General features: G+C 52.8%; 27 protein-coding genes and 1 pseudogene. 14 read left to right on the forward strand and 14 right to left on the reverse strand.

Features of this window, described 5'->3' with window-relative positions; translation table 11 throughout:
* The first annotated feature begins 141 nt into the window (after window positions 1-141).
* The gene (locus H650_RS02690; RefSeq protein WP_016496166.1) at window positions 142-1086 is read left to right on the forward strand and encodes an L-lactate dehydrogenase; all 945 of its coding nucleotides are present in this window, start codon (window positions 142-144) and stop codon (window positions 1084-1086) included.
* Here the strand turns inward: H650_RS02690 and H650_RS02695 are convergent.
* Together H650_RS02695 and H650_RS02700 are read right to left on the reverse strand one after the other, a co-directional pair.
* Window positions 1058-1459, reverse strand: a pseudogene (locus H650_RS02695) (DeoR/GlpR family DNA-binding transcription regulator); the annotation flags it as partial. The gene H650_RS02690 and the pseudogene H650_RS02695 sit on opposite strands and share 29 nt — an antisense overlap.
* A 41-nt stretch (window positions 1460-1500) precedes the next feature.
* Window positions 1501-2292 carry a PhzF family phenazine biosynthesis protein gene (locus tag H650_RS02700; RefSeq protein WP_016496168.1) on the reverse strand — a complete coding sequence of 264 codons (792 nt, stop codon included), beginning with the start codon at window positions 2290-2292 and terminating at the stop codon, window positions 1501-1503.
* A gap of 173 nt (window positions 2293-2465) precedes the next feature.
* On the opposite strand from H650_RS02700, the gene H650_RS02705 reads away from it, so the two are divergent.
* Complete coding sequence (locus H650_RS02705) at window positions 2466-3668, forward strand: sugar transporter (protein ID WP_044489364.1); 1203 nt, start codon at window positions 2466-2468, stop codon at window positions 3666-3668.
* A gap of 10 nt (window positions 3669-3678) precedes the next feature.
* Here the strand turns inward: H650_RS02705 and H650_RS02710 are convergent, their stop codons facing one another.
* Window positions 3679-4833: an alpha/beta hydrolase gene (locus H650_RS02710; protein WP_016496170.1), complete on the reverse strand. Its 1155-nt coding sequence runs from the start codon at window positions 4831-4833 to the stop codon at window positions 3679-3681.
* Complete coding sequence (locus tag H650_RS02715) at window positions 4833-5507, reverse strand: MarC family NAAT transporter (RefSeq protein WP_016496171.1); 675 nt, start codon at window positions 5505-5507, stop codon at window positions 4833-4835. Before H650_RS02715 ends, H650_RS02710 begins: the two co-directional genes overlap by 1 nt.
* Before the next feature lie 241 nt (window positions 5508-5748).
* Here H650_RS02715 and marR point away from each other — a divergent pair, with 241 nt between their 5' ends.
* Genes marR through marB form a run of 3 tightly spaced genes read left to right on the forward strand, consistent with a single transcriptional unit; the run spans window position 5749 to window position 6838 of the window.
* Window positions 5749-6183 (forward strand): multiple antibiotic resistance transcriptional regulator MarR, encoded by a 435-nt coding sequence (marR, locus tag H650_RS02720; protein WP_016496172.1) that lies wholly within the window; start codon window positions 5749-5751, stop codon window positions 6181-6183.
* A gap of 20 nt (window positions 6184-6203) precedes the next feature.
* Window positions 6204-6584, forward strand: coding sequence for an MDR efflux pump AcrAB transcriptional activator MarA (marA, locus tag H650_RS02725; protein ID WP_016496173.1), 381 nt, complete (start codon window positions 6204-6206; stop codon window positions 6582-6584).
* 38 nt (window positions 6585-6622) lie between these two features.
* On the forward strand, window positions 6623-6838 hold the full coding sequence (marB, locus tag H650_RS02730) for a multiple antibiotic resistance protein MarB (protein ID WP_016496174.1): 216 nt from the start codon (window positions 6623-6625) through the stop codon (window positions 6836-6838).
* A gap of 37 nt (window positions 6839-6875) precedes the next feature.
* Here the strand turns inward: marB and eamA are convergent, their stop codons facing one another.
* Window positions 6876-7769: an O-acetylserine/cysteine exporter gene (gene eamA, locus H650_RS02735; RefSeq protein WP_016496175.1), complete on the reverse strand. Its 894-nt coding sequence runs from the start codon at window positions 7767-7769 to the stop codon at window positions 6876-6878.
* 194 nt (window positions 7770-7963) lie between these two features.
* Here eamA and ydeE point away from each other — a divergent pair, with 194 nt between their 5' ends.
* Window positions 7964-9151: an efflux MFS transporter YdeE gene (gene ydeE / locus H650_RS02740; protein WP_016496176.1), complete on the forward strand. Its 1188-nt coding sequence runs from the start codon at window positions 7964-7966 to the stop codon at window positions 9149-9151.
* Window positions 9152-9182: 31 nt separating this feature from the next.
* Here ydeE and H650_RS02745 read toward each other — a convergent pair whose 3' ends face one another.
* Window positions 9183-10286, reverse strand: a complete 1104-nt coding sequence (locus H650_RS02745; RefSeq protein ID WP_016496177.1) for a cobalamin-independent methionine synthase II family protein — start codon at window positions 10284-10286, stop codon at window positions 9183-9185.
* A 180-nt stretch (window positions 10287-10466) separates the two neighbouring features.
* A complete protein-coding gene (locus H650_RS02750) occupies window positions 10467-10874 on the reverse strand; it encodes a rhodanese-like domain-containing protein (RefSeq protein WP_016496178.1) in 408 nt (135 codons plus the stop codon).
* A gap of 67 nt (window positions 10875-10941) precedes the next feature.
* Between H650_RS02750 and ftrA the strand changes: the two genes are divergently transcribed.
* Both ftrA and mgtS read left to right on the forward strand, forming a co-directional pair.
* Window positions 10942-11946, forward strand: coding sequence for a transcriptional regulator FtrA (gene ftrA / locus H650_RS02755; RefSeq protein ID WP_044489365.1), 1005 nt, complete (start codon window positions 10942-10944; stop codon window positions 11944-11946).
* Window positions 11947-12055: 109 nt separating this feature from the next.
* On the forward strand, window positions 12056-12148 hold the full coding sequence (mgtS, locus tag H650_RS25110) for a protein MgtS (RefSeq protein ID WP_016496180.1): 93 nt from the start codon (window positions 12056-12058) through the stop codon (window positions 12146-12148).
* A 596-nt stretch (window positions 12149-12744) separates the two neighbouring features.
* On the opposite strand, the gene H650_RS02765 is transcribed toward mgtS, so the two are convergent.
* The 3 genes from H650_RS02765 to dcp all read right to left on the reverse strand — a co-directional run bounded on the left by H650_RS02765 (window position 12745) and on the right by dcp (window position 15930).
* On the reverse strand, window positions 12745-13173 hold the full coding sequence (locus tag H650_RS02765) for a GvpU-like protein (RefSeq protein ID WP_016496182.1): 429 nt from the start codon (window positions 13171-13173) through the stop codon (window positions 12745-12747).
* A gap of 49 nt (window positions 13174-13222) precedes the next feature.
* On the reverse strand, window positions 13223-13441 hold the full coding sequence (locus tag H650_RS02770) for a hypothetical protein (RefSeq protein ID WP_007374905.1): 219 nt from the start codon (window positions 13439-13441) through the stop codon (window positions 13223-13225).
* A gap of 443 nt (window positions 13442-13884) precedes the next feature.
* Window positions 13885-15930, reverse strand: a complete 2046-nt coding sequence (gene dcp / locus H650_RS02775; RefSeq protein WP_044489656.1) for a peptidyl-dipeptidase Dcp — start codon at window positions 15928-15930, stop codon at window positions 13885-13887.
* 186 nt (window positions 15931-16116) lie between these two features.
* Here dcp and ydfG point away from each other — a divergent pair, with 186 nt between their 5' ends.
* The 3 genes from ydfG (at window position 16117) to ydfZ (ending at window position 18014) form a co-directional block, all read left to right on the forward strand.
* On the forward strand, window positions 16117-16866 hold the full coding sequence (gene ydfG / locus H650_RS02780) for a bifunctional NADP-dependent 3-hydroxy acid dehydrogenase/3-hydroxypropionate dehydrogenase YdfG (RefSeq protein ID WP_016496184.1): 750 nt from the start codon (window positions 16117-16119) through the stop codon (window positions 16864-16866).
* Window positions 16867-16955: 89 nt separating this feature from the next.
* Window positions 16956-17642 carry a GntR family transcriptional regulator gene (locus tag H650_RS02785; protein ID WP_016496185.1) on the forward strand — a complete coding sequence of 229 codons (687 nt, stop codon included), beginning with the start codon at window positions 16956-16958 and terminating at the stop codon, window positions 17640-17642.
* Between the two features lie 168 nt (window positions 17643-17810).
* Complete coding sequence (gene ydfZ / locus H650_RS02790) at window positions 17811-18014, forward strand: putative selenium delivery protein YdfZ (RefSeq protein WP_016496186.1); 204 nt, start codon at window positions 17811-17813, stop codon at window positions 18012-18014.
* 95 nt (window positions 18015-18109) lie between these two features.
* On the opposite strand, the gene H650_RS02795 is transcribed toward ydfZ, so the two are convergent.
* On the reverse strand, window positions 18110-20950 hold the full coding sequence (locus tag H650_RS02795) for an RHS repeat-associated core domain-containing protein (RefSeq protein ID WP_016496187.1): 2841 nt from the start codon (window positions 20948-20950) through the stop codon (window positions 18110-18112).
* Between the two features lie 320 nt (window positions 20951-21270).
* Window positions 21271-22731 (reverse strand): mannitol dehydrogenase family protein, encoded by a 1461-nt coding sequence (locus H650_RS02800; RefSeq protein ID WP_016496188.1) that lies wholly within the window; start codon window positions 22729-22731, stop codon window positions 21271-21273.
* A gap of 168 nt (window positions 22732-22899) precedes the next feature.
* On the opposite strand from H650_RS02800, the gene H650_RS25635 reads away from it, so the two are divergent.
* Window positions 22900-23046 (forward strand): hypothetical protein, encoded by a 147-nt coding sequence (locus H650_RS25635; protein WP_016496189.1) that lies wholly within the window; start codon window positions 22900-22902, stop codon window positions 23044-23046.
* A 273-nt stretch (window positions 23047-23319) separates the two neighbouring features.
* Here H650_RS25635 and H650_RS02805 read toward each other — a convergent pair whose 3' ends face one another.
* A complete protein-coding gene (locus tag H650_RS02805) occupies window positions 23320-23646 on the reverse strand; it encodes a YnfA family protein (protein WP_016496190.1) in 327 nt (108 codons plus the stop codon).
* A gap of 148 nt (window positions 23647-23794) precedes the next feature.
* Here H650_RS02805 and H650_RS02810 point away from each other — a divergent pair, with 148 nt between their 5' ends.
* The gene (locus H650_RS02810) at window positions 23795-24133 is read left to right on the forward strand and encodes a DUF1283 family protein (RefSeq protein WP_016496191.1); all 339 of its coding nucleotides are present in this window, start codon (window positions 23795-23797) and stop codon (window positions 24131-24133) included.
* Between the two features lie 51 nt (window positions 24134-24184).
* Complete coding sequence (gene speG, locus H650_RS02815) at window positions 24185-24745, forward strand: spermidine N1-acetyltransferase (RefSeq protein ID WP_016496192.1); 561 nt, start codon at window positions 24185-24187, stop codon at window positions 24743-24745.
* Window positions 24746-24764: 19 nt separating this feature from the next.
* Here the strand turns inward: speG and H650_RS02820 are convergent, their stop codons facing one another.
* Window positions 24765-25475, reverse strand: a complete 711-nt coding sequence (locus H650_RS02820; RefSeq protein WP_170956352.1) for a YnfC family lipoprotein — start codon at window positions 25473-25475, stop codon at window positions 24765-24767.
* Window positions 25476-25526 lie beyond the last annotated feature (51 nt).

A 25526-nucleotide genomic window follows, 5' to 3' on the forward strand; every position in this document is an offset into this window, starting at 1 on the left:
CTTGTTATTAGCCTGTTAAAAATAAACAAGAATTTGCTACCGCCGTCATATGAATAACCTATAGCTACGCCTCCTGAGATTGCGCTCCTGAGAATATAGGTTGTACCTTACGCAACATACGATGCAGAAAATGGAATACTCATGAACACCAAAGCCCGGAAAGTGATGATTATTGGCACAGGCAATGTCGGCGCATCTGCTGCTTATGCCCTGCTGAACCAGAACATTTGTGAAGAGTTAATTCTGGTGGATTTAGACCAGCAACGGGTGGAAGGCCACGCCCAGGATCTGGCGGATGCCGCCGCATATATGCCCGGAATGATGACCATTTCCACCCGCCCGGTTGAAGATTGCGCGGATGTGGATATTGCGGTGATCACCGTTTCCGGCGGCGCGTTAAAGCCAGGGCAAACCCGCCTTGATGAGCTGGCCAACACCGCGCGGATCGTTAAAAATATTGTGCCATCCATGATGGCAAACGGTTTTAACGGCATTTTTCTGGTGGCGACCAACCCGTGCGACATCATTACCTGGCAGGTGTGGAAACTTTCCGGGCTTCCGCGCAACCAGGTGATTGGCACCGGCGTCTGGCTGGATACCACCCGCCTACGCCGCGCGCTGGCCCAGGCGCTGGATATTGGCGCGCAAAGTATCGATGCGTTTATCCTCGGCGAGCATGGCGACACGCAGTTTCCGGTGTGGTCGCACTCGTCGGTATACGGTTCGCCGATTGCCGATGTTTACCGGCGCAAAACCGGCCAGCGGCTGGATGTTGACGCGCTGGCCGACAAAGTACGCCGCCACGGCTTTGAGATTTACTCCCGTAAAGGCTGTACGGAGTACGGCATCGCCGGCACCATCGCCGAGATCTGCCGCAATATCTTCACCGGCAGCCACCGCGCGCTGGCAATCTCCTGCATTCTTGACGGGGAATATGGCGTCAGCGACGTGGCGATTGGCGTACCGGCCGTGCTGGCGCAAAACGGCGTTCAGCAGATTATTGAACTGCAACTGGAAGGTGACGAAGTGGCGAAATTCAACCACTCCGCCGAAGTTATCAAAGCGAATATTGCCCGCTTGCCCTGACTGGCGCCGTTAACCGGCCAGGTAACGTTGTAAGCTGCTGGCGGATCCCGGGGCTACGCTGCGTATCGGTAACGATATCGGTCAGCGAATCGGGATTCGCCACGTTAAACCGCGACCTCGCACCATCTTTACTGCTGTCCGCCAGCGCCCCCCGGCGTTTGGCGTTAACAATCAAATCGTTTTTCAGCGCCGCTTTCTCCTCCGTCGGCGCGGAGATACCGCGCGGCAAATCCCAGCCGTTACGGCTGAAAAGCGCCAGATCCGGCCAGATATTTTGCGGCAGTTTACGCCGGTGCTCGCCAATGCAGGACTGGCTGCGCCCGCCGATGATCGTCACTTCTGTCCGTTTGAATTCCGACAGAAACAGCGCAATGAGCCGAAAGAAACTCGCCCGGCGTTACTGCCGGACGGTTTTTAGCGTAAGAACACTTTGCCCAACAGATAGAGCGTTGCCTGGCCGCCAATCAGGACGCGATCGCCGCGCCATTCACAGCGCAAATCGCCGCCGCGCGCGGAGACCTGCCGCGCCTGCAGGCTGTTTTTACCCAGTTTTTCGCCCCAGTACGGGATCAACATGCTGTGCGCCGAACCGGTCACCGGATCTTCTGCCACCGATTCACCCGGGCAGAAAAAGCGGCTGACAAAATCGACGTTCTCACCGGGCGCGGTCACGCAGACCATCTTGCCAAGCGGTTTCATTGCCGCGATATCCGGCGTTAAGGCTTCTACCTGCGCCTGGTTTTCCAGCACCACCAGATAATCCCGCGCCACGCGCACTTCTTTCGCGCGTTCAATACCCAGCGTTGTCAGCAGCAGCGCCGGTGGCTGGCTTACCGTTTCCGTCGACCAGGCCGGGAAATCCAGCGTCAGCCAGTCGCCGTTACGGCTCACTTTAAGTTCCCCCACAAAGCGGGTGGTGAAGAGGATTTCGGTATCCGGGTAATCGAGATATTCAAAGATCACGTGCGCGGCGGCGAGGGTCGCGTGGCCGCAAAGATTGATCTCATCCTGCGTGGTAAACCAGCGCAGCTCAAAACCGCTGTCGTTACGCACGAAGAAGGCGGTTTCAGACTGATTATGCTGTTGCGCCATGCGCAGCAGCACATCATCGGCTAACCATTCGGTCAGGGGACAGACGGCGGCGGCATTACCGCCAAAAGTGCGGTCGCTAAAGGCGTCGACCATATAAAAATCGATGGTTTGCATAGCATTTCCTCTTTTTCGTCTTCTGTTTTTGAGCGCTATTCAGAAACGTTGCAACTGGTATTTTCCCCATGAATAAAAAGTGAGATCTACATCACAAAATGTTTGTATTTTCGCCAGCAAAGGCAGTAAGATCGTGACCTCTTCTTTTCGCCAACCAACCCCCCAATACCCTTATGACTACGAATACCGTTTCACGAAAAGTCGCGTGGCTGCGGGTAGTGACGCTTGCTGTCGCCGCATTTATTTTTAACACCACCGAATTCGTGCCTGTGGGTTTGCTGTCGGATATCGCGCAGAGCTTCGACATGGAAACCGCGCAGGTGGGGATCATGTTAACCATCTATGCCTGGGTTGTGGCGTTAATGTCGCTGCCCTTTATGCTGCTCACCAGCCAGATTGAGCGCCGTAAACTGTTGATTGCGCTCTTTGTGCTGTTTATCGTCAGCCATGTGTTGTCGTTCCTCGCCTGGAGTTTTGAGGTGCTGGTCATCAGCCGCATCGGCATTGCTTTCGCCCACGCCATTTTCTGGTCGATCACTGCCTCGCTGGCCATTCGCCTGGCGCCTGCCGGGAAACGTGCGCAGGCGTTGAGTTTGATCGCCACCGGCACCGCACTGGCGATGGTGCTCGGGCTGCCGATTGGCCGTATCGTCGGGCAGTATTTCGGCTGGCGTACCACCTTTTTTGCTATCGGTATGGGCGCACTGGTCACGCTGGTGTGCCTGGTGAAACTGCTGCCCGCGCTGCCGAGCGAACATTCGGGTTCGCTGAAAAGCCTGCCGGTGCTGTTCCGTCGCCCGGCGCTGATGTGCATCTATTTGCTCACCGCCGTGGTGGTTACCGCGCATTACACGGCTTACAGCTACATTGAGCCGTTCGTGCAAAATGTGGCGGGCTTCAGCGCCAATTTCGCCACCCTGCTACTGTTAGTGCTTGGTGGTGCCGGAATTATCGGTAGCGTACTGTTCGGCAAGCTGGGGAATCAGCACGCCTCTGGCCTGGTCTGCAGCGCGATTGGTCTGCTGGTAATATCGCTGGTGATGATGCTGCCCGCTTCCGGTAGCGAAATGCATCTGGCGGTGCTGAGCGTGGTCTGGGGCATCGCGATTATGATTATCGGCCTGGGTATGCAGGTCAAAGTGCTGGCGCTGGCCCCGGATGCAACCGATGTGGCGATGTCACTGTTTTCCGGCATTTTTAACATTGGTATCGGCGCGGGTGCGCTGGTCGGCAACCAGATAAGCCTGCACTGGTCGATGAACGTGATCGGTTACGCCGGGGCGATCCCAGCGATTGCCGCGCTGGTGTGGGCGGTAGTGATTTTCCGCCGCTGGCCGGTGAAGCTGGAAGAGCAAATCCACGCCAGCCACGTGTAAACCGCGCCGGTTACTGCGCGGCAGCGACAACCTCATCCATCACCGTGGTTTGCCAGTCAAACCACGGATTCCAGGTCAGGCGGGCATGAATTTTGTTCGCCTCGACCAGCCCCCAGTCTGAATACCACACCGTTTCACCCGCCAGACAGCGCTTTGCCGCCTCTTCTGACTGGCCATTCGCACAGAGCAGCACGCTGCCTTTGCGTCCGTACAGCGGATTACGGGGCGAAAAGAGCACCGACATATGGGAAAACTGGCTGATGCGATCCTGCGGCAAATAATCCGTTTTTACCCGTAAGCGAGACATTTTTGCCGCTTCCGCCGGGGGTGTACCGTACCAAATCACACGGCTGGCCGGATGGGTAAAGCGGCGATCGAACTGATCGAGGATCCAGCGGGTGTTGAGCACCGAATCATGCCCGGTTAACACCAGCAGCGCCGGTTTTGTCCATGGCTTACGCGCAAGCAGCCGCTGCGCGCTGGCGCTGGTGCGCCAGAACTGGGCGAAACCGTTGGTCGGCACACGTAAGTAGCGGGTGGCGATTTGCTGCGGGAAAATAGCGCTCGGCGGACGCAACCAGTCGCGAAACAACGCTACTGTCGGAGCGAGAAAATCGTAACCAGTGCTGGATTTGAACGCCGGGGAAAACAGCAGCAGCCCCTGCACGTTGTCATGCGCCATCGCATATTCCAGTGCCAGATTCCCGCCAGTGGAAAAACCGCCGAGCCAGAGGGCATCGACCTCTTTGCCCAGAATATCGGCCTGCTCGCGCACCACTTGCCGCCATTGAGCAACATCGACATCCAGCAGATCAGCAGGTCGCGTACCGTGGCCTGGCAACAGCACGGTGCGCACCAGAAAGCCCTGTTTTGCCAGTTCGGGGGCAATATCTACAAACGATCCTGGCCCGTCACCCAGGCCGTGGATCAGCAAAATGCCTTTATGCGCAGGCTTCGCCGGACGCCACTCCTGTGGTGTGTTGAGCCGCAGTTCGCTCGCTTTATCCAGCGTCTGAAACGCCCGGTGCGCGGCAACAAAATCGCGCGTTTGCTGTTGATACTCAGTGAAACTTTTTTGCGCCAGCGGCGGTTGCACGCCGGGACGCTGCTGACAGCCGGTTAGCGCAACCAGCGCCACAACCAGCCAGGAGAGAAATGTGCGCATCAGGCTCCGGCATGAAAAGTGGTGATGATTTCCAGCACGCCATTAATGATAAATTGCACGCCCATACAGACCAGCAGAAAGCCCATCAGCCGTGAAATAGCTTCTATACCGCCCTTGCCCACCAGCCGCATGATCGCCCCGGAACTGCGCAGGCTTACCCATAATATCAGCGCCACAATGGCAAAAATCAGCGTTGGCGCAACGGTGATGACCCATTCGGGAAACTCAGCGCCGTGGCGAATGGTCGAGGCGGAACTGATGATCATAGCGATGGTGCCTGGCCCGGCGGTGCTCGGCATGGCCAGCGGCACAAAGGCGATATTGGCGCCGGGCTCCTCTTCCAGCTCTTCTGACTTGGTTTTCACTTCTGGCGCCTGATGCGGCTTTTGCGCCGGAAACAGCATGCGAAAACCGATAAACGCCACGATCAATCCCCCGGCGATGCGCAACCCCGGAATGGAGATACCGAAGGTGTTCATCACCACCTGACCGGCGTAGTACGCCACCATCATAATAATGAAGACATAAACCGAGGCCATCCGCGCCTGATAGTTGCGCTGCGCGCTGTTCATATTGCCCGCCAGCCCTAAAAACAGCGCCACGGTGGTCAACGGGTTTGCCAGCGGTAGCAATACCACCAGCCCAAGGCCAATGGCTTTAAAAAGTTCCAGCATCTGACGGTCACTCCTTGCAAGGTCAAGACCCCGCCAGTATAGCCATAACGCGGCGGCAATGGCATGCCCGCGCGCGGCTCGCGTCTTGATTAAATGATTACTTTCAGTGCGTTACGAATGGATTTTTTTCCAGACATGAAACGTTTTAGCAAATAGTGGCATCGTGGATTCATTCGGTTGACTTATATTTGCCTGAGCAATAATATCTGCCGTGACTAATCTACTTGCCGGGGCAACCATTGTGAAAAGCACGAATGATCTATTTAACGACATCATTCCTCTTGGCCGCTTGATCCACATGGTTAACCAGAAAAAAGATCGTTTACTCAACGACTACCTGTCGCCGCTGGATATCACCGCCACCCAGTTTAAGGTGCTCTGCTCTATCCGCTGCGAAGTGTGTATCACCCCGGTAGAACTGAAAAAGGTGCTTTCCGTCGATCTCGGTGCCCTGACCCGCATGCTGGACAGACTGGTGTGCAAAGGCTGGATCGAACGTAACCCGAATCCGAATGACAAGCGCGGCGTGCTGGTGCGGTTAACCGCCGAAGGCGCGGCGCTGTGTGAGCAATGTCATCAATTAGTAGGGCATAACCTGCACCAGGAATTAACTAAAAACTTAACGACAGAAGAAGTGGCAACCCTTGAGTATTTGCTCAAGAAAATTTTGCCGTAAAAAAACAAAGAGGTATGACGATGTCCAGACGCAATACTGACGCTATCACTATTCATAGCATTTTGGACTGGATCGAGGACAACCTGGAATCGCCGCTGTCGCTGGAAAAAGTGTCAGAGCGTTCAGGTTACTCCAAGTGGCACCTGCAACGGATGTTTAAAAAAGAGACTGGTCATTCGCTGGGCCAGTACATTCGCAGCCGCAAGCTGACGGAAATTGCGCAAAAGCTCAAGGGAAGTAATGAGCCGATCCTGTATCTGGCAGAGCGTTACGGGTTTGAATCGCAACAAACCTTAACGCGCACGTTTAAGAACTATTTCGACGTGCCGCCGCATAAATTCCGCGTGACGGATATCCCGGCAGAGTCCCGGTATCTATTCCCGCTGAATCACGCTTGTTAATTTAATCGCCTGCAGTAAAAAGACGTATCGAGGAAAGTATGAAACGTATCGCCTGTGCCGCTGTCACCCTGATGGTGCTGTTATCCGGCCAGAGTTATGCGGAGCAAGTTAATCATCCCGCACAGCAGAACAACCGTGACGCGATGATTTTACCCACCGCCCAGCAAACATCGCCTTTTGATTTTAACCATATGGGCGTGGGTAGCGACAAATCCGACGCATTAGGTGTGCCGTATTACCATCAGCGCAGCTAAACGTCTTGCCCCGCATCACGCGGGGCTTTTTTTATGCTTACGCCCGCACCAGACTGCGCAGACGAAAACCAAACACATTGATATACAGCCCCGCCATCACCAGCACGGCCCCTACCAGTTGTAACGCAGATAGCGTCTCGCCCAGCAATAACGCGGCACTCGCCATACCGACCACCGGCACCAGCAGCGACAGCGGCGCCACACGCCAGGTTTCGTAGCGCCCCAGCAGCGTACCCCAGATGCCATACCCGAGGATCGTGGCGACAAACGCCAGATAGACCAGCGACAACAGCGTGGTGAAATCAATGCTGACCACGCTTTGCAGCATCAGCGCCGGACCGTCGAAAATCAGCGAAGCGACCATAAACGGCACGATGGGGATCAGCGCGCTCCAGACCACCAGCGACATGATCGCCGGGCGCGAGCTGTGCTGCATGATTTTTTTGTTGAAGATATTGCCGCAGGCCCAGCAAAACGCCCCCGCCAGCGTCAACAGGAACCCCAGCAGCGGAACATGCTGACCGTTCAGGCTGGACTCGATCAGCACCAGCACGCCCAGTACCGCAAGCGTGATGCCAACCAGTTGTTTTATCTGTAAACGTTCGCCAAACACGCCGGCGCCGAGAATAATAGTGAAAAACGCCTGCGCCTGTAACACCAGCGACGCCAGCCCTGCGGGCATGCCAAACTTGATGGCGCAAAACAGAAATGCGAACTGCCCGAAGCTGATTGTCAGGCCGTAGCCGAGCAACAACCGCAGCGGCACCTTTGGCCGCGCGACGAACAGAATGGCCGGAAAGGCCACCAGCACAAAGCGTAACCCGGCCAGCATCAACGGCGGCATATTGTGCAGGCCAACTTTGATCACCACAAAATTCAGCCCCCACGCTACAACTACCAGCATCGCCAGCAGGACATCTTTACGCGTCATTCTTCGCCCTTGTGTTTTTTAAACTTTTGTAAAAAATTTACGTTAACGCAAAAAGTTGTACAGCGACAGATCATTAATTCAGGTAGGGCAGTTTGGGCATTTCCCGACAAAACTGCGGTTGTACATCACACTTTATGCATGTTAAAGCTGTACCCATCACAAAAAAATATAACAACACCATGTCGGGCAGGAACATGACCATCAAGCAAACACGCTCCACCGCCGCGTTACTGGCATCTTCACTTTTATTAACCATCGGACGCGGCGCCACGCTGCCGTTTATGACCATCTACCTGAATCGCCAGTACGGCATGGCGGTCGATCAGGTCGGTTACGCGATGTCTATTGCGCTGACGATCGGCGTGGTGTTCAGCCTCGGCTTCGGCATGCTGGCAGACAAGTTCGATAAAAAGCGTTATATGCTGCTGGCGATTATCGCCTTTATAGCCGGTTTTGCGGCGATCCCGCTGTCACACCATGCCGGGTTAGTGGTGCTGTTTTTTGCCCTGATTAACTGCGCTTACTCGGTGTTTTCCACCGTGTTGAAGGCCTATTTCGCCGACACACTCGCACCTGCGGCGAAAGCGAAAATTTTCTCGCTCAACTACACGGTGCTGAATGTCGGCTGGACCGTTGGCCCGCCGCTTGGCACGTTGCTGGTCATGCAGAGCATTAATTTGCCCTTCTGGCTGGCGGCTATCTGTGCGGCCTTTCCGCTGGTGTTTATTCAGCTGTTTGTACGCCGCGTCGCGGTTGGCGAAAGCCCCGATAACTCTGTGGCGTGGGATCCTTCCGTGTTGCTGAAAGATAAAGCGCTCGGCTGGTTTACCTTATCAAACTTTCTCGCCTCGTTTGTCGCCGGTTCTTTTGCTTCCTGCCTGTCACAATATGTGATGACGGTCGCCAGCAGCGAGTTCGCCGAGCGCGTGGTGGCCGTAGTGCTGCCGGTCAACGCCGCGATTGTGGTCACCTTGCAGTATGCGGTTGGCCGTAAACTCACCGCCTCCAACCTGCGTCCGGCGATGGCCATTGGCACTTTCAGTTTTGTTATCGGCCTTATCGGTTTTATGTTATCCGGCGATAACCTGTGGCTCTGGGGGCTTTCCGCCGCGGTGTTTACGCTGGGAGAAGTGATCTACGCCCCCGGTGAATATATGTTGATCGATAACATCGCGCCGCCGGGAATGAAAGCGACCTACTTCTCGGCGCAGGCGCTGGGCTGGCTCGGCGCGGCAATGAACCCATTACTTACCGGGGTTATCCTGACCACGCTGCCTGCGGCCTCACTGTTTGTCACTCTGATGGTGACCATCATTGTGGCCTGGCTGATGATGCTCAAAGGCATGCAGGCACGGCCGCTCTGCGGATTGCAGGCGCAATAATAAAAGCGGCGCACAGTGCGCCGTTTTTTATTTACCATACCTGTTCGGCGATTTTCGTTACCAGCCGTACTTTGTCCCACTGCTGGGCAGGCGTGAGCGTGTTGCCCTCTTCGGTGGAGGCAAAACCGCACTGCGGGCTGAGGCAAATCTGGTTGATATCGACAAACTTCGCTGCTTCATGAATTCGCGCTTTTACCCCTTCCGGGTTTTCCAGCTCACCATTTTTGGTGGTGATAAGCCCCAGCACCACCTGCTGTTTGCCCGGACGGACAAAACGCAGCGGCGCGAAGTCGCCGGAACGATCGTTGTCATATTCGAGGAAGAACGCATCAACATTCACGCTGCCGAACAGCACTTCTGCCACCGGCTCGTAACCGCCTTCGGAGATCCAGGTGGAGCGGAAATTACCGCGGCACACATGCAGACCAATGGTTAAATCGTCCGGTTTACCTTCCAGCGCTTTATTAATCACGCGGGCATAAATGCGCGCCAGTTCATCGGGATCGTCGCCACGTTCGCGGATCTGGCGACGCTGGTCATCAGAGCAGAGATATGCCCAAACCGTATCATCCAGTTGCAGATAGCGGCAGCCTGCGGCATAGAACGCCTGGATCGCATCGCGCCAGGTGGTCGCCAGATCGTCAAAGTAAGCGTCAAGCTGCGGATAAACCGTGGCGTCGATATCTTTACGCCCGCCGCGAAAGTGCAGCACGCTTGGGCTGGGAATGGTCATCTTCGGTTGCGCGGTGCCGCTGATGCTTTTCAGGAAGCGAAAATCTTCCAGCATCGGGTGATTGCCAAAGCCTAATTTACCGGTGACGCGCACGCCGTGGGCTTTGGTTTGCACACCATTAAACTGAATGCCTTTATCGGCGTCGTAACGTTCCACACCTTCGAGGCCATCGAAGAAGTCAAAATGCCACCAGGCACGGCGAAACTCGCCATCGGTGACGACATGCAGACCGCAGGCACATTGCTGCTCAACCACCTGACGAATCGCATCATCTTCAACACGGCGCAACTGCTGAGCGCTGATTTCACCCTGCGCAAACTGCTGGCGTGCCTGCTTGATCTCGTCCGGGCGCAAGAAACTGCCGACTACGTCTGCACGGAATGGGGCCTGATGTCGCTGCATATTGCTCTCCTCTGCGCCGGAATGATTGACCGGCGTGATAATTCACTATTTGAATATTTAGACTTCTGGATGTCTAAATGTCCAAAGAAAATGTCATAGCGCAGGAAAAGCAGCAACCGAGAAAATTTCACGGCACATGAAAAAATTTCAACTTAGTGCCGTGAAAGGTGAAGAGATGGCTTACAACGCGCCCGTACCGCTGGCAAAGGTATAGCCTTCATCTTCCCAGCCGGTGATACCACCAATCATGATTTTCACCGCCAGCCCCATGCGCGCCAGTTTCAGCGCCGCGCGATCGGCACCATTGCAGTGCGGTCCGGCGCAATAGACCACGAACAGCGTATCGGCGGGCCATTGCGCCATGCGCTCCGCCGTCATCTCGCTATGTGTCAAATGCAATGCCCCCGGCAGGTGGCGACGGGCAAAAGTCTGCGGGTTGCCCACTACATGCAGTAACACAAAATCCTGCTCGCCGTGGGTAATCGCATGGTGGACATCGGCGCAATCCGTTTCCACGCTCAAACGGCGCAGAAAATGGAGGGCGGTTTCTTCCGGTGATGCTGCGGGAACTTCAGTTACGTAGCTCATCGTTTTTTCTCCTTGTTTGTGTTAACACTAATTTAACCAACACAGGACTAACTCACTGCCCCCTTCTATGCCAGATAACACCAGGATAATGACAACTTCACGACACACCCCTGCCCGCCACCGCGTAGTCGCGCTGGCCTATGATGGGCTTTGCACCTTTGAATTTGGCGTCGCAGTGGAGATTTTCGGTCTGCCGCGCCCGGAGCTTGGCGATAACTGGTATACGTTTACCGTTGCCGCCGTGGATGAGGGCGAACTGCGCGCCACAGGCGGTATCCGCGTGATGGCGGCAGGCGGGCTGGAACTGCTTGCGCAAGCGGACACCATTGTGGTTCCGGGCTGGCGCGGTGCCCAGGTGCCTGTTCCGCCTGCATTATGCAGCGCGCTGTATCAAGCCTGGCAGCGCGGCTGCCGGGTGATCTCTATCTGTTCCGGGGTGTTTGTGCTGGCGGCGGCCGGGTTGCTTAATGGTCGCAAGGCCACCACCCACTGGCGCTATACCGACATGCTGCGGGAAGCCTACCCGGCGATTATCGTGCTGGATGACGCTCTCTATTACGATGAAGGAAATGTGATGACTTCGGCGGGCAGCGCGGCGGGGATCGATTTATGCCTGCACGTCGTGCGCGAGGACTTTGGTATTGAGGTCGCGAATAATGTCGCCCGGCGGCTGGTGGTGCAGCCGCACCGGGATGGCTCGCAAACCCAGCAGCTTCAACGCCCGGTCGCCCGCACGCGCGAGAGCCGCCAGTTAGGACAGCTGTTCGATTTCCTTCATCAACATCTGGCAGGCAGCCACACGGTAGCGTCACTGGCGAAACAAACGGGCATGAGCCCGCGTACGTTTTTACGCCGTTTCGAAGAATCAACAGGAACCACCCCCGCCCGCTGGATTTTGCAGGAGCGATTACGCCGGGCTGAAGATTTACTCATTCACTCACGGATGAGTATTGAGCTGATTGCCGGGCACAGCGGATTCGCGACTGCGGCATCACTGCGCCACCATTTTCAGCAGCAGCGTGGAATATCCCCGGCGGCATACCGCAAAAAATTTAGCGCCGCGGCGAAATAATTCACGCTATTCATCTTTTATTGAGGTTAAGCAGGCTATTCTTTCTCCATCGCGGCCACCAATTAAGGTAAGAGAGGCAAGTTGGTTAATTAAATGGAGAGTTGACACCATGGCAAATATGCATGTTTTTATCGCAGTACTGGGCATTATTGTTTTTTCCGGGTTCCTTGCTGCTTATTTCAGCCACAAATGGGATGACTAATGATCGCTGATAATCCCCCGCCGATATGGCCCCTTGCGAAAACACGTAAGGGGCCATTTCTTTTTGTACGCTTTGCGCAAACAGACAAAAAAAACCGCCCTTATAAGGCGGCCAATGCTTGCATGGATAGATTGCTGTTTTTCTACGCGCTAACTTAAACGACGGGTTAGCGGACTGCCAACCAATCTAGCATTGCCTTCCTCAATAAAACCTAAACAAGTGCTGAACGCGCGGCGCTCGCGTCATGGCTGAAACGGGTTTCATCGAAACGTTTTTCTGCGGGGAGTGCTCTTTTGCTATTGAAATTACAGAAGATATATCTTCCGGCGTATAAAGTTTGTGATAACGTCGGATCACCATTTCACAGACCGGAGGGGTTATCCCCAATATCAAATTTAAATGCCCGGTTTGCAGCAGCCAGAAGTTTTTATTTACCACATTCTGCCCGGGTCAACGTTTGCCTCATGGGGCCATTTGCTCGGTTTGTGGCGCAAGACTTACAGCCAGATCCTGTATACCTGTTCTACGAAGAAGGCGGTGGCCAAAACAAGTGTTATAGGAAGGGCCTCATTTGAGGCCCTTTTAATTTCCTTTATTCAGGCGTTTTTCGCTTTCCCTAAAGAAAAGCCGCTCACTTTCGCAATATGTACGCGCAATATTGTTCCTTTTACGCTCGTCCAACCGCCATTTCCCGTCATCCACGACGGATCTTTAATATGTAAATAGTTAAGCGGAATATCGTGTCCCTCTTCAACGCGATAATCATTAGCCAGATCATCAAAGAAAAGCGCGATGGAATTTTTCAGCGACGCGTCATCCCCCTGAATAGATCGAATCGATTTCGCGGTATATAACGCATATTCCTGGCCGGATACGAGCTCACCCGCCACCACCTGGCCGCCAACAACCAGCGTCACCACCATACCCGCGCCGAGATTGGCACAGGAAACCAGATGGGATAAGGCGCTATCCTGAGTGCTCACTGTGGGAGCAGCAGTTTCTGAAACTTCACGTTCATTTGCCATTTACACCTCCGCGTACCGCATGAAAAAACCGCCCGCGGGCGGTTGTTGATCAATAGAATTTCCGGATGGCTTGTTCAGTTTCCTGCTGGCTGACCAGGTCAGAAAATCGGGCAACGAGGAAGGTTTCTCCGTCAAGCTCCCAGGGTTCAATTGGGATTTCAAGAAAAGAGCTTTGCTCATTTTTAAACGTGACCGATTTTGCATTATCTTCCACGGTCACGTTTTCAACCTTACCACCGGCGCGTATTACCACTACATTTTTGGTCATGTCGGTTACCTCAGTTGCTTAAATAGCACTCGACATTAGCACAGCCACTTTCTCAATGCCTGCGTAATGCCACAGAATGTTAAGCCGTAAAATCAGGTTCTTTAATTTGGCTTAATGAGAGGGATAACGCTATGCCAGGAAGTGTGAACCAGCCCGCAATTTAATAAATGAAGTGGGTAAAAACAGGGATTTGAACCGTGGTGATTTAAGAAAAACGCCAGAGGCCTTTAAGAAAAAAAGCCTCTGGCGATACAGATTTCGGTGATGCCGGGTGCCTCCCGGTGAGTCTGCTCCAGCCCGCAGAACTCGCTTTCACCCCAAAAAGGTATGACTGGTAGCCCCTCCGCGCAGGGGGATTCATCACCACGTTCACGTTATTTGCCGGGCAAATTCAGGTCAATGCTCTGGCGGGTTATGTAAGTTTTTAAAGCAATTTTCTTGCGCTATTCACTCAATCCCCGGTTTTTCAGCATCGGTTCGATCTCAGGATCGTGACCGCGCCACTGGCGGTAAAGTGCGGCAAGATCTTCGCTGTTACCACGGGATAAAATCGCTTCACGGAACTTCTGCCCGTTTTCACGCGTTAACCCGCCCTGCTCCACAAACCACTGGTAACCATCGTCTGCCAGCATTTGTGTCCACAGATAAGCGTAATAACCCGCCGCATAACCGCCGCCGAAAATATGGGCAAAATAACTGCTGCGATACCGCGGCGGAACCGCTGCCACATCGAGATGCTCTTTGCGCAGCGCTTGTGCCTCAAAACTCTCCACATCGTTTACGTTCTCACCATCTGCCAGCGCATGCCAGTTCATATCCAGCAGCGCTGCGCTCAACAGTTCGGTCATGTCGTAACCTTTATTAAACTGCGTGGCGCGTAACATCGTCTCGCGAAGTAGCTCCGGCATCGGCTCGCCGCTTTGGTAGTGGCGGGCATAGCGGGTAAACACCTGCGGCTGGCTGGCCCAGTGCTCATTGATTTGCGACGGGAACTCGACAAAATCACGCGGCGTATTGGTGCCGGAGAGGCTGGCGTAGCGCTGGCTGGCGAACAGCCCGTGCAGGGTGTGGCCAAATTCATGGAACAGCGTGATAACGTCATCCCACGAAAGCAATGCCGTCTGCCCGGCTGCGGGTTTCTGGTAATTACAGACGTTGTAAATCACCGGTCGCGTGCCGTTGAGCGTTGACTGCTCGACAAAATTGCCCATCCATGCGCCACCACTTTTTGAGTCGCGGGCGAAATAATCACCGTAGAACAGCGCTAATCCGGCACCATCCGCATCAAAAATTTCCCATACGCGAACATCCGGATGATAGACAGGAATATCAAAACGTTCAGTAAAGCGAAGACCAAACAGCTGGCTCGCGGCCCAAAAAACGCCTTCGGTGAGTACGGTATTGAGCGCAAAGTACGGTTTGATTTGTGATTCATCCAGTGAATATTTCGCCAGACGCACCTGCTCGGCATAAAACGCCCAGTCCCAGGCTTGCGCGGTAAAACCGCCCTGTTGCGTATCGATAACCTGCTGGATATCAGCCAGCTCACGTTCAGCACGGGCACGCGCGGCGGGCGCGATATTTCGCATGAACTCCAGCGCCGCCTGCGGCGTTGCCGCCATCTGATCGGCAATCTTCCAGCTGGCAAAATCGGCAAATCCGAGGAGTTTCGCCTGCTGCGCGCGTAACTGCACAAGGCGCAATACAATAGCGCGGGTGTCGTTGGCATCCCCTTTTTGCGTACGCAACCAGCTCGCGTTAAACAGATTTTCACGCGTCTGGCGATCGCGCAACGCCGCCAGCGCCGGTTGCTGCGTGGTATTCAACAACGACAACAACCAGCGATTTTCCAGCCCTTTGGCTTTTGCTGCCTCGGCAGCGATGGCAATCTCTTCTGCACTCAGGCCATCAAGCTGATGAGCATAATCCACCACCAGCCCACCGGCTTTATCCGCCGCCAGCAGCCGCTGGTTAAACTGGCTCGTCAGGGTGGCTGATTCGGTGTTCAGCGCTTTCAGCGTCGCTTTGTCCTGCGCACTCAGTGTTGCGCCCGCCAGCATAAAGCGCTGATAGATGGTTTCCACCAGACGTAAAGATTCGGCGTCCAGAGAGAGCGCGTCGCGCTGCTTCCATACCGCTTCCACGCGGGCAAACAGAGCGTCGTCGAGGTAAATATCGTTCGCCAGTTCAGCAAGCTCGGTAGAAAACGCCTCATCGAGCTGTTGTAAAAAATCATTGGTATGGGCCGATGTCATGGCAAAAAAGACGCTGGTGACATAGGTGAGCAGCGCACCGCTGCGCTCCAGCGCCAGCAGGGTGTTGTCGAAATCCGCTGGCGCTGGATTTTGCGTGATAGTGGCGATTTCAGCGCGTTTTTGCCGGACTCCTTCATCAAACGCCGGGCGATAATGCTCCTGATTAATAACGTCAAAAGGCGGCGCCTGGTAAGGCAGTGTGCTGGCAGAAAAGAAAGGATTAGTGACCGACATATTTCGCTCCTGAATGCGGTGATTCTTCTCAGAGTAGGCATCCGCCGCGCGCATCGCAATCATTTCTCTTCTTTCGCACATGAGCCAGCGTTTTTTGCCACACTGTATGCAGGATAAGTTGTGTTACCGCTATAAAGCGGTGCATGCTATGTCACTACACCACAAAATGCGTTGAGGAACAGTGAGATGATTATTCTGGTTACCGGGGCAACCGCGGGTTTTGGCGAAGGTATTACACGCCGTTTTATTCAGAACGGCCATAAAGTGATTGCCACAGGTCGTCGTCAGGAACGTTTGCAGGAACTGAAGGACGAACTGGGCGATAACCTCTATACCGCACAACTGGACGTGCGTAACCGCGCGGCGATTGAAGAGTTTATTTCTGCTCTGCCTGCCGCGTGGCGCGATATTGATGTACTGGTTAACAACGCAGGCCTGGCGTTGGGTCTGGAACCGGCACATAAAGCGAATGTCGACGACTGGGAAACCATGATCGACACCAATAATAAAGGTCTGGTGTATATGACACGCGCAGTGCTGCCGGGCATGGTTGAGCGTAATCGCGGCCACATCATCAATATCGGTTCCACCGCCGGTAGCTGGCCCTATGCAGGCGGTAACGTCTATGGCGCGAGCAAAGCCTTTGTGCGGCAATTCAGCCTGAACTTACGTACCGATCTTAGCGGCACCGCCGTGCGTGTGACCAATATCGAACCGGGCCTGGTGGGCGGCACCGAGTTTTCGAATGTGCGCTTTAAAGGCGATGATGCGAAAGCCGGAAAAACTTACGAGAACACCACAGCGCTGACGCCGGAAGACGTTACCGAAGCGGTGTGGTGGGTCGCCACGTTGCCGAAGCATGTCAATATTAATACCCTTGAAATGATGCCAGTCAGCCAGACATATGCTGGTCTTAGCGTCCACCGCGAAGGGTAATTTCCGCGCCCGGCCTGCGGGCCGGGTATGGGATGTACGGTAAATTAATGGTATGGTAGACAGGTTAACCCCTTAAAAAGTAAGAGCGAATGGCCGCTGAAACGCAACTCAACCCTACACAGCCCGTCAATCAACAGATTTACCGCATCTTACGGCGGGACATCGTCCATTGTCTGATCCCACCGGGCACGCCGCTGTCTGAAAAAGAGGTGTCGGTGCGCTTTGACGTGTCACGCCAGCCAGTACGCGAAGCTTTTATTAAGCTTGCTGAAAACGGCCTGATCCAAATCCGCCCGCAACGCGGTAGCTACGTCAATAAGATCTCCATGACGCAGGTGCGTAACGGCTGCTTCGTTCGCCAGGCCATTGAATGCGCCGTCGCCCGCCGCGCCGCAACGATGATTGATGACAGCGCCTGTTATCAGCTGGAGCAAAACCTTAATCAGCAGCGCACTGCGATTGAGCGTAAACAACTGAATGACTTTTTCGAGCTGGATGATAATTTCCACCAGAAGCTGGCGCTCATCGCCGACTGCCAGTTAGCGTGGGACACTATCGAAAATATTAAAGCGACCATCGACCGCGTGCGCTATATGAGCCTTGATCATGTTTCGCCGCCGGAGATGCTGTTGCGCCAGCATATGGATATTTTCTCCGCGCTGGAAAAGCGCGATGCTGACGCCGTTGATCGCGCCATGACGCTGCATTTGCAGGAAATCAGCGAGTCAGTAAAAACCATTCGCCAGGAAAACCGCGACTGGTTCAGCGAAGAGTAATCCTTCCCCCTTCTTATCTCCGCCAGGTCACATTTTTTTCCGGCAAAAAAGTGTGACTTTGATCAAAAACAAAAACTCACTGGCTCAGGGGCGTATTTATAAGGCGTCCATTTCGGGGACATCTTCTGCCCCGTTTCGTTTTGCGGATTTCAATAAGGAGAAACCACCATGATGACGTATGATCGTAACCGTAACGCTATCACCACCGGCACGCGCGTGATGATTAATGGCACTGGCCGCACCGGCAAAATCGTCGCGATTCACGCCGAGGGGTTAAACCCCGCGCAGGTGCGCCGTAGCAAAACGGTGGAAGTGGAAGGCTGTGAAGGCAAATTCGAACCGGTTGAACTGATTCGTCTTGGTTTGCACTAAGCGGTTGAAAAAAGCGTGGTGAAAAAAGAATGCCGCCGGTGCGCTGAGTTTGCAAAAAAACCTCAGCACCCTGCTGGCATTCTTTTTATAACATTTTATTGCTTCACCATGTTTCTGGCATTGAATTTTTTTGGCACTAAAAACTGTGGCCGGTAAAAAAGCGAAATAATCTGATCAAAGTCTGCATCTGTACGGCTTCCATAAACAAACCTCTGTCCGCTAACTGAAAGATTGCTTGTCGAAGCGATGATTCTCAAGGCTAAACCTTCATTAAAATTATTGTAGTCAAATACCGTCTCAACGGCTTTTGATGCGATAACTTCACTTTTTAGTTCATTGACATCCCGCATTTTAAAGATGCCGGTTAAACGGCTTTCGCTGGTTTGTCTTTCGTTGTATTTTAATGTGTCATTGATTGTTAAATGACCATGTTTAACATACTTTTGCTGTACGGCTTTTGCTAATGGGATCTGGTACTTATTGGCGCCAAATCTGCTTCGCTCTTTCCCGGAAGCATCGCCGACCCCCAGAGAGAAAAAGACAAAATCGTCAGTACCGAGTTTTTGTATATCAGTCGTAGTTGTGTTGCGCTCGCTAAATTTAATTCCTCTTTTATAAAGTTCTTTTTTCGAGTAAATAACGCCAGAGGAGGCCTGAATATCTGAACTTGTATAATGAACAAGATTGAAATCTAATTTTTTAAATCTCTCAGCAAATTCATAGGCTTCTTTTGTTAAAGGATAATTTTGTTGCCTGAGCAACGTTAAATTAGCCCTACCTTCGTTTAGCATTGCTCCCTCATTCTTTATTTTCCCGTCCCATAAACTCCCTTTCGCCATTGCCTGATAACTTCTATTTACTCTCCATTTCGTTATCAGGCTCTTCAAAATCGATGTGATATTAAGCGTAAATAAACCTGACTCGTCGATGTTCACTAGTGGATTATTTCCCACCATTTTATATAAATTCAACCCGTCAATGACGCCAGCTGGGTCAGCGCTAAGCCATCTACCAATCCAGGGTTGATAATACCGATATCCGTACCAGTATAGTCCCGTGGTATCTCGCTCTTTTCCCGAATACCTTATCGTTTTGTAATCTACCTCAACGTAATTGCGCGTTGTCAAGACTGCCGTACCACCAAAAGGATAATACTCTTCCTGACTAATGAGATTGCCATCACCGTCAATTTCCAGGACGCTACTTTCGGTCAAATTACCGTAGCTGTAGCGCAACATATCATTCTTTAAGCCCTCTGGTTTTCCGTTTTCCCAGTGTAAGCATCGCACCTGCGCCTGGCCTGCATCAGTTGTCTTAATGATATATAGGCGTTCCGTTTCCAGACTGTTTGCTGTTACCGTTTTTAGCTCAAGCCCCTGCAAATAGATTGACCGGGATAGCTGAACAGCACTGTCTGTCTGCCGTACCGTCGCCTTAAATACCCGTTGTCCGTTTATGTCGTAACGATAACTTTCACTGTCATCTTCAGCATCGTCTCGTTGTACGAGGATCACTTTCTGCAATTCTTCGCGGGGCGACCATAATAATGCCTGCCCTGGTTGTAGCACTCGCTGGAGCCCTCCGGGAGTAAAAAAAGCGTCTACTTCAGTAGGGTTTTCAGTCTGCGAACTTATGACCCCGCGGTTGCTTTTGTCAGAGAGCGTAATCGCCGTCGTGTAAGTGTTACTCGACGCCGGGGAACTGTGGCGTATCTGCGTAAGATTTCCGGCATTATCGTAAGCGTAAGTGCGGGTATAATTAGTGTAGGTAACAGCGTCGAATAATGAGGCGGAGGGAAGATTACTGCTCTGTTGAGCAATATAGGCCATTTCACGCCCTGAAGTTTTGATCAGTTGATACAGGCTGTCATAAACATACGTATTCTCGGGCACGACTTTTTGGTTCTTCCAGAATCGCGTTTCTTCCGCCACGTTATAAACACTGAGCATATTGCCAACGGGATCGTAACTATAACGTAAATGTTGCAATACCTTAGCGCCAGCAACGTGCCCTTGAGGGCGCTCTGTCTTAATACCCATCAGACGTTGGGTTTCAGACTCATAGGTGTATGAGATGACGATGCCGTTGCCATGTTCTTCTCGTAGCTTCCGACCAGCAGCTGAATATACTATTGATTTTATAATAGATTGCTCGGGGCCATTGGTTATCGTTAGCCAACTGGCCTTCAGCAGACTCGCAATATCAAAGGCCATACGTTGCGTATTGCCTGCCGCATCGCGTGTAGTCAGTAATGCGCCCGTCGCATCTGCAGTCATTAATGATGTCCAACGCTCAGAGCCTAACTGCTCGTTCAGGGTTAAGGTATCTTCACTTTGCCAGTTTACGACGTTATCTGGATTATCAAGGTTTTTCAGCAAATACCGGGTAATTGATAGCGACACACCAGTGAGAGAAATGCTCTCTAGTTGGGTCATACCGCTGGTGTCATATTGGCAAATGCAGTGCCCGGCCAGGTTTAGTTCCTGCTCCGCAGGCGTGTTTCCCGCATAGATAAAACGCGCCGTAATGCGCGTAATATTTTCCGTCCCTGTTTCCGCTATGTATTTCAACCGACCAGGCAAATCATGTGCTTCATACTGATATTTTGTGGTGATGCCTTCAGCGTTAACCTTCAGAAACGGTCTTGTAGCAGAATCGTTTAGCGTGACTGATGAGCCATTATCAGCGCCCTGCATCCGCAAAACATTACCTGCAAGGTCATTGATATAATCAATATTTACAAGGTTTTTGTCGGACAACCGTGGATCGGAACTCTGGGTAAGAAATCCTCGAGAGTCATATTGATGATGAGTAATATACTCGTCGGTAATATCAGTGGTGTCGGGATGCCGATAATATGAAACATCGCGAATCATTCGGCTACGGTTATCATATATTTTGACTGAAGGAGTCTTGCTGAAGGTAGATCGGCTCATTTTCGCCTCATCGTGCTATACGCAATTAAAAGCTGCTCCCTATAAAAGTAGTTTATAAAATGGTTTCACGGTTGGGATGACAGAACGAGGAATAATCCAGTTCATGTTAGGTATAAGATATTGTTCAAAAATAAATTTCTGTTGCGGCAATTAGCACATATAAACGTTAAGTTTCGCTCGCGTAAATTTTACTTTTTTTCACCAGTACCGCTTGCGCCCCCTTCACATTATCTGGTCGATAATTCCCGCTCCGCCCGGCTCTTCCGTGAGCCTCCTGCTTCATTCCTTTGATCTGAACGGCTTAATATTGTTGCTGCTTTTTATTGTTGGACGTACTGCGCCACCGTAGCTTTCGCGCCTTTCTCCAGCAGTGTCAGATAGGCTTTTTTCACCTGCGCCACAAAGGTCGCGTCTTTCGGCAATTCATTGCCAAAAATCGCCTCAATGCCAAGCAACGCCTGCACGCGGGCTTCACCTTGCGCGCTGCTGTTAACCGCGCTCTGGATCACTGTCAGCAACGGATCACACACTTCAATCGCTTGCCCCTGCTCGTCGACGCCGCCGACATAGCGCATCCAGCCGGCAATCCCCAGCGCCAGCAGGGAGAAATCTCGCTGATGCACTAAATGCCAGCGCACAGAATCCAGCATACGCTGCGGCAGTTTCTGGCTACCGTCCATGGCGATCTGCCAGGTACGGTGACGCAGCGCGGTATTGCTGTAACGGGCGATCAGCAGATCGGCGTAATGCGCCAGATCCACGCCCTGCACTTTCAGCGTTGGCGCCTGCTCTTTCAACATCAACGCGTGCGCGGCGCGACGGTAATTCTCGTCTTCCATGCACTCATTAATATGTTGATAACCCGCCAGATAGCCCAGATACGCCAGGAAGGAGTGGCTGCCGTTCAGCATGCGCAGTTTCATCTCTTCAAACGGCACAACATCTGCCACCAGCTCGGCACCTGCTTTTTCCCACGCCGGACGACCCGCCACGAAATTGTCTTCAATCACCCACTGGCGGAACGGCTCACAAGCTACACCCGCGGGGTCGCGCACACCGGTCAGTTGCTCGATTTTATCCAGCGTTTCGGCAGTCACCGCCGGAACAATTCTGTCTACCATGGTTGACGGGAAGGTCACATTGGCTTCAATCCAGTCGCCCAATTCTGCGTTCACCGCATGTGCATAAGCGCAGACCACATTGCGGGTGACATGGCCGTTTTCCGGCATGTTGTCGCAGGACATCACGCTGAACGCCGGTAAACCGGCGGCTTTACGGCGCGCCAGAGCTTCCACTATCACGCCCGCGGCCGATTTTGGCTGCTGCGGATTTTGCAGATCGCCGACAATTAACGGGTGATCGAGCATCAATTTGCCGGTCGCCGGAGAGTGGCAATAGCCTTTCTCGGTGATGGTCAGCGAAACAATGGCAACCTGCGGTTCGCACATAGCGGCGAGCACGGTTTCCAGGCCATCCACCTGAGCATGCAGCGCGCGTTTTGCTACGCCAACCACACGCGCAGTCCACGCGTCGGCAGACATTTCCGCCACGGTATAGAGGTTATCCTGCTGCTTGAGATCGGCAATTTGCTGCTCACCGCCAATCAAATTGACCTCGCAATAGCCCCAGTCACTGCCATGCTCTGCAGCAAGAATATCGGCATAAACTGACTGATGCGCGCGGTGAAACGCACCAAAGCCGAGATGCACAATGCGCGCAACCAGTTTGTTACGGTCATAAGTGGGTAGCGTGGCTTTCGCCGTTAATAGCCTGTTTTCCATGGTGAGACTCATCTTATTAAGTGAAACAGTGGTTCAATAGATTACGGACTGCGGTAAACCAGACTATGATTTGCGACAGGATTTGCGGACTACACCAACTAGAATGGTAACCAAATGTGTCAAAACGTGATACATTTACCTTTGTGATTCAGGCGATGCGTTGAGGAGATGAAATTACGCGATAGCGCAGACGTTACGGCATTACGGCATTACGGCATTACGGCATTACGGCATTACGGCATTACGGCATTACGGCATTACGGCATTACGGCAAAAAGCGTTTTAAAAATAGCCGCGCCCGCGAACAATATCTGAAGCGTTCGAAGAGTAAATGAATCCCTTTGCAGGTGACGGATATCATCTTAAACAGCCTTACTGAACCGGGCATGTTGAAGACATTCCTGCCAGGTCAAATGCTGTCGCCGTGCCCCATTTTCTTCAGAAGTTCTACGCGCCTGTCGCGATTTCACGCGCCGGATATTGCCTTAGCTGTTATTTAAACCGTGCTAACAGAATGAAATCAGGAGAGAAAAAAAGACCGCATGCGAACAACGGTGCTGTCACGCTGAGTATCAAAAACGGCGTACATTATGCGCGTCCCCAGCCAGCCACGATGATCAACATCCCACACATGGCGATGAGCGCCCCAAGCCAGTCGTGAACACTGAGTTTGACGCCGTCGACCACACGTAGCCAAATCAACGCGGTGCATACATACACGCCGCCGTAAGCCGCGTAAACGCGCCCACTGGCCGCCGGATGCAGCGTTAACAACCACACGAACATGGCCAGCGCGAATGCCGCGGGAATGAGTAACAGTGGCGTAGCGCCGCGTTTTAGCCATAACCAGGGCAAAAAACAACCGACAATTTCACACAGCGCGGTGGCAAAGAACAGGAGTGTAGTTTTCAGCATCAGAGGCACGTTGATTCAAACTTGGTTGAACTATCATACCTGATAATGCTCTGAGAGTGAGTCCCGGCTGGCTATCCCGTGTGGCTGAGATCGCATAGAATAGAGTGATATGGGCATCTTGTTTCTCCCTCAAATTAAGGAAATCGCAATGACTAAAACACTTAGCAAACGCCTGTGCCTCACCGCAATGCTGACGCTGGGTGCCATCGTGTACACCACCTCCGCACTGGCCGAAACCAATCGTCTGGTGATTGAATCCGGCGATAACGCGCAAAGCCGCCAATCCGCAGCGATGGAAAAAGAGCAATGGAATGACACCCGCAGCCTGCGCAACAAAGTGAACAAGCGCGTGGAAAAAGAGTGGGATAAAACCGATGTCGCGTTTGATGCGCAGGACAAATGCCAGAAAAGTAGCAACCTCAACGCCTACTGGGAACCCAATACCCTGCGTTGTCTGGATCGCCGCACCGGACAGCAAATTCGTTAACCGCCCCGGGCGCTCGCGCGCCCGATTTCCGCTTACGTAAAAGGACTTTTCATGAGTGACGCTTACACCGTCCGCCTGCGCCCGCTCGAGCGCGAGGATTTGCGCTTCGTTCATCAACTGGATAACAACGCCAGCGTCATGCGTTACTGGTTTGAAGAACCCTACGAAGCCTTCGTTGAACTTTCTGACCTGTATGACAAGCACATTCACGATCAAAGCGAACGCCGTTTTGTGGTCGAGTGCAATGGCGAAAAAGCCGGATTAGTGGAGCTGGTTGAAATTAACCACGTTCACCGCCGTGCGGAGTTTCAGATAATCATCTCCCCGGAATATCAGGGCAAAGGGCTGGCATCAAAAGCCGCGAAGCTGGCGATGGATTACGGTTTTACGGTACTGAACCTGTATAAGCTCTATCTGATTGTGGATAAAGAGAACGAAAAAGCGATTCACATTTACCGCAAGCTGGGGTTTATGGTCGAAGGTGAATTAATCCATGAGTTCTTTATTAACGGTGAGTACCGCAACACCATTCGCATGTGTATTTTCCAGCAGCAGTATCTTGAAAACCACAAAACAAGCGGCCCGACGCTACTGAAACCCACCGCGCAGTAAAGCGCGGTGGTCAGCGGCATCAATAATACTCGATGGTGTTTTTGATGCTGTATTTGTGCGACACCTGTGGTGTAACACTTTCGTCCACAATCTCCAGGCTGCAACTCACCGGGTTATCATGGCTGTCGTATTCACAGGCCTGTTTCACATTGCCCAGCGGCTTATCGTTCAGCGTGCTGACAGAGGTGTAATCCAGCTTTTTGCGCTTATCTTTCGAAGGCGTAGACACAACAGACAACGTCGCGTCTTTCGATGTCGTGGTTTTTCCCAGCGGATACCCTTCATCGTCATAGCGGTATTTAACCTCTATCTCCTTGCCCGTTGCGCGAACCACAAATCCGTTATCGTCGGTATCCCAGGTCACGCCCGCTGCCGGGAACTCCGCCAGTTGGCACTTGCCCTGCAAACGCAGTCGTTTTTCCTTCGATTCCGCCTCGAGATAGTAGTTGGCATCCAGCACCAGCGACACGCCGCTGTTATTTTCCAGATCGTGCAGTTCAAGCGTATCGAAACATCCCTCTTTCGACATCGTTCCGGTAACGCGTTTCGTGACTTCACCTTTATCGTTAAGCAACGTCTGGCTGAAATCTTTAACCGGGCCACGCAACGGATCAAAATCGAATTCATTCGAGAAGCTCGCCATTTCCGGCGTGAATGAAACGGGTCCCTTCGGCTTATCGCATCCGGCAAGCGCCACCGCCAGAGAGATAAGTAACAGCTGTTTTTTCAATGGGTTCACCACATTCTTCTTTTGTAATGCGCTTATATTAGCAAAAGCTTT

This window comes from Enterobacter sp. R4-368, from assembly GCF_000410515.1.
GTDB lineage: Bacteria > Pseudomonadota > Gammaproteobacteria > Enterobacterales > Enterobacteriaceae > Kosakonia.

Coding starts and splice junctions, on each gene's coding strand:
- dcp (WP_044489656.1), bottom strand. CDS start 15,930: ATGTCGGTCACTAATCCTTTCTTTTCTGCCAGCACACTGCCTTACCAG.
- marB (WP_016496174.1), top strand. CDS start 6,623: ATGAAACGTATCGCCTGTGCCGCTGTCACCCTGATGGTGCTGTTATCC.
- ydeE (WP_016496176.1), top strand. CDS start 7,964: ATGACCATCAAGCAAACACGCTCCACCGCCGCGTTACTGGCATCTTCA.
- ydfZ (WP_016496186.1), top strand. CDS start 17,811: ATGATGACGTATGATCGTAACCGTAACGCTATCACCACCGGCACGCGC.
- ftrA (WP_044489365.1), top strand. CDS start 10,942: ATGCCAGATAACACCAGGATAATGACAACTTCACGACACACCCCTGCC.
- H650_RS02690 (WP_016496166.1), top strand. CDS start 142: ATGAACACCAAAGCCCGGAAAGTGATGATTATTGGCACAGGCAATGTC.
- H650_RS02795 (WP_016496187.1), bottom strand. CDS start 20,950: ATGAGCCGATCTACCTTCAGCAAGACTCCTTCAGTCAAAATATATGAT.
- H650_RS02765 (WP_016496182.1), bottom strand. CDS start 13,173: ATGGCAAATGAACGTGAAGTTTCAGAAACTGCTGCTCCCACAGTGAGC.
- H650_RS25635 (WP_016496189.1), top strand. CDS start 22,900: ATGAAATTACGCGATAGCGCAGACGTTACGGCATTACGGCATTACGGC.
- mgtS (WP_016496180.1), top strand. CDS start 12,056: ATGGCAAATATGCATGTTTTTATCGCAGTACTGGGCATTATTGTTTTT.
- H650_RS02805 (WP_016496190.1), bottom strand. CDS start 23,646: ATGCTGAAAACTACACTCCTGTTCTTTGCCACCGCGCTGTGTGAAATT.
- marA (WP_016496173.1), top strand. CDS start 6,204: ATGTCCAGACGCAATACTGACGCTATCACTATTCATAGCATTTTGGAC.
- H650_RS02770 (WP_007374905.1), bottom strand. CDS start 13,441: ATGACCAAAAATGTAGTGGTAATACGCGCCGGTGGTAAGGTTGAAAAC.
- H650_RS02745 (WP_016496177.1), bottom strand. CDS start 10,286: ATGCAGCGACATCAGGCCCCATTCCGTGCAGACGTAGTCGGCAGTTTC.
- H650_RS02700 (WP_016496168.1), bottom strand. CDS start 2,292: ATGCAAACCATCGATTTTTATATGGTCGACGCCTTTAGCGACCGCACT.
- H650_RS02715 (WP_016496171.1), bottom strand. CDS start 5,507: ATGCTGGAACTTTTTAAAGCCATTGGCCTTGGGCTGGTGGTATTGCTA.
- H650_RS02800 (WP_016496188.1), bottom strand. CDS start 22,731: ATGGAAAACAGGCTATTAACGGCGAAAGCCACGCTACCCACTTATGAC.
- H650_RS02705 (WP_044489364.1), top strand. CDS start 2,466: ATGACTACGAATACCGTTTCACGAAAAGTCGCGTGGCTGCGGGTAGTG.
- H650_RS02810 (WP_016496191.1), top strand. CDS start 23,795: ATGACTAAAACACTTAGCAAACGCCTGTGCCTCACCGCAATGCTGACG.
- H650_RS02785 (WP_016496185.1), top strand. CDS start 16,956: ATGGCCGCTGAAACGCAACTCAACCCTACACAGCCCGTCAATCAACAG.
- H650_RS02750 (WP_016496178.1), bottom strand. CDS start 10,874: ATGAGCTACGTAACTGAAGTTCCCGCAGCATCACCGGAAGAAACCGCC.
- H650_RS02710 (WP_016496170.1), bottom strand. CDS start 4,833: ATGCGCACATTTCTCTCCTGGCTGGTTGTGGCGCTGGTTGCGCTAACC.
- ydfG (WP_016496184.1), top strand. CDS start 16,117: ATGATTATTCTGGTTACCGGGGCAACCGCGGGTTTTGGCGAAGGTATT.
- speG (WP_016496192.1), top strand. CDS start 24,185: ATGAGTGACGCTTACACCGTCCGCCTGCGCCCGCTCGAGCGCGAGGAT.
- eamA (WP_016496175.1), bottom strand. CDS start 7,769: ATGACGCGTAAAGATGTCCTGCTGGCGATGCTGGTAGTTGTAGCGTGG.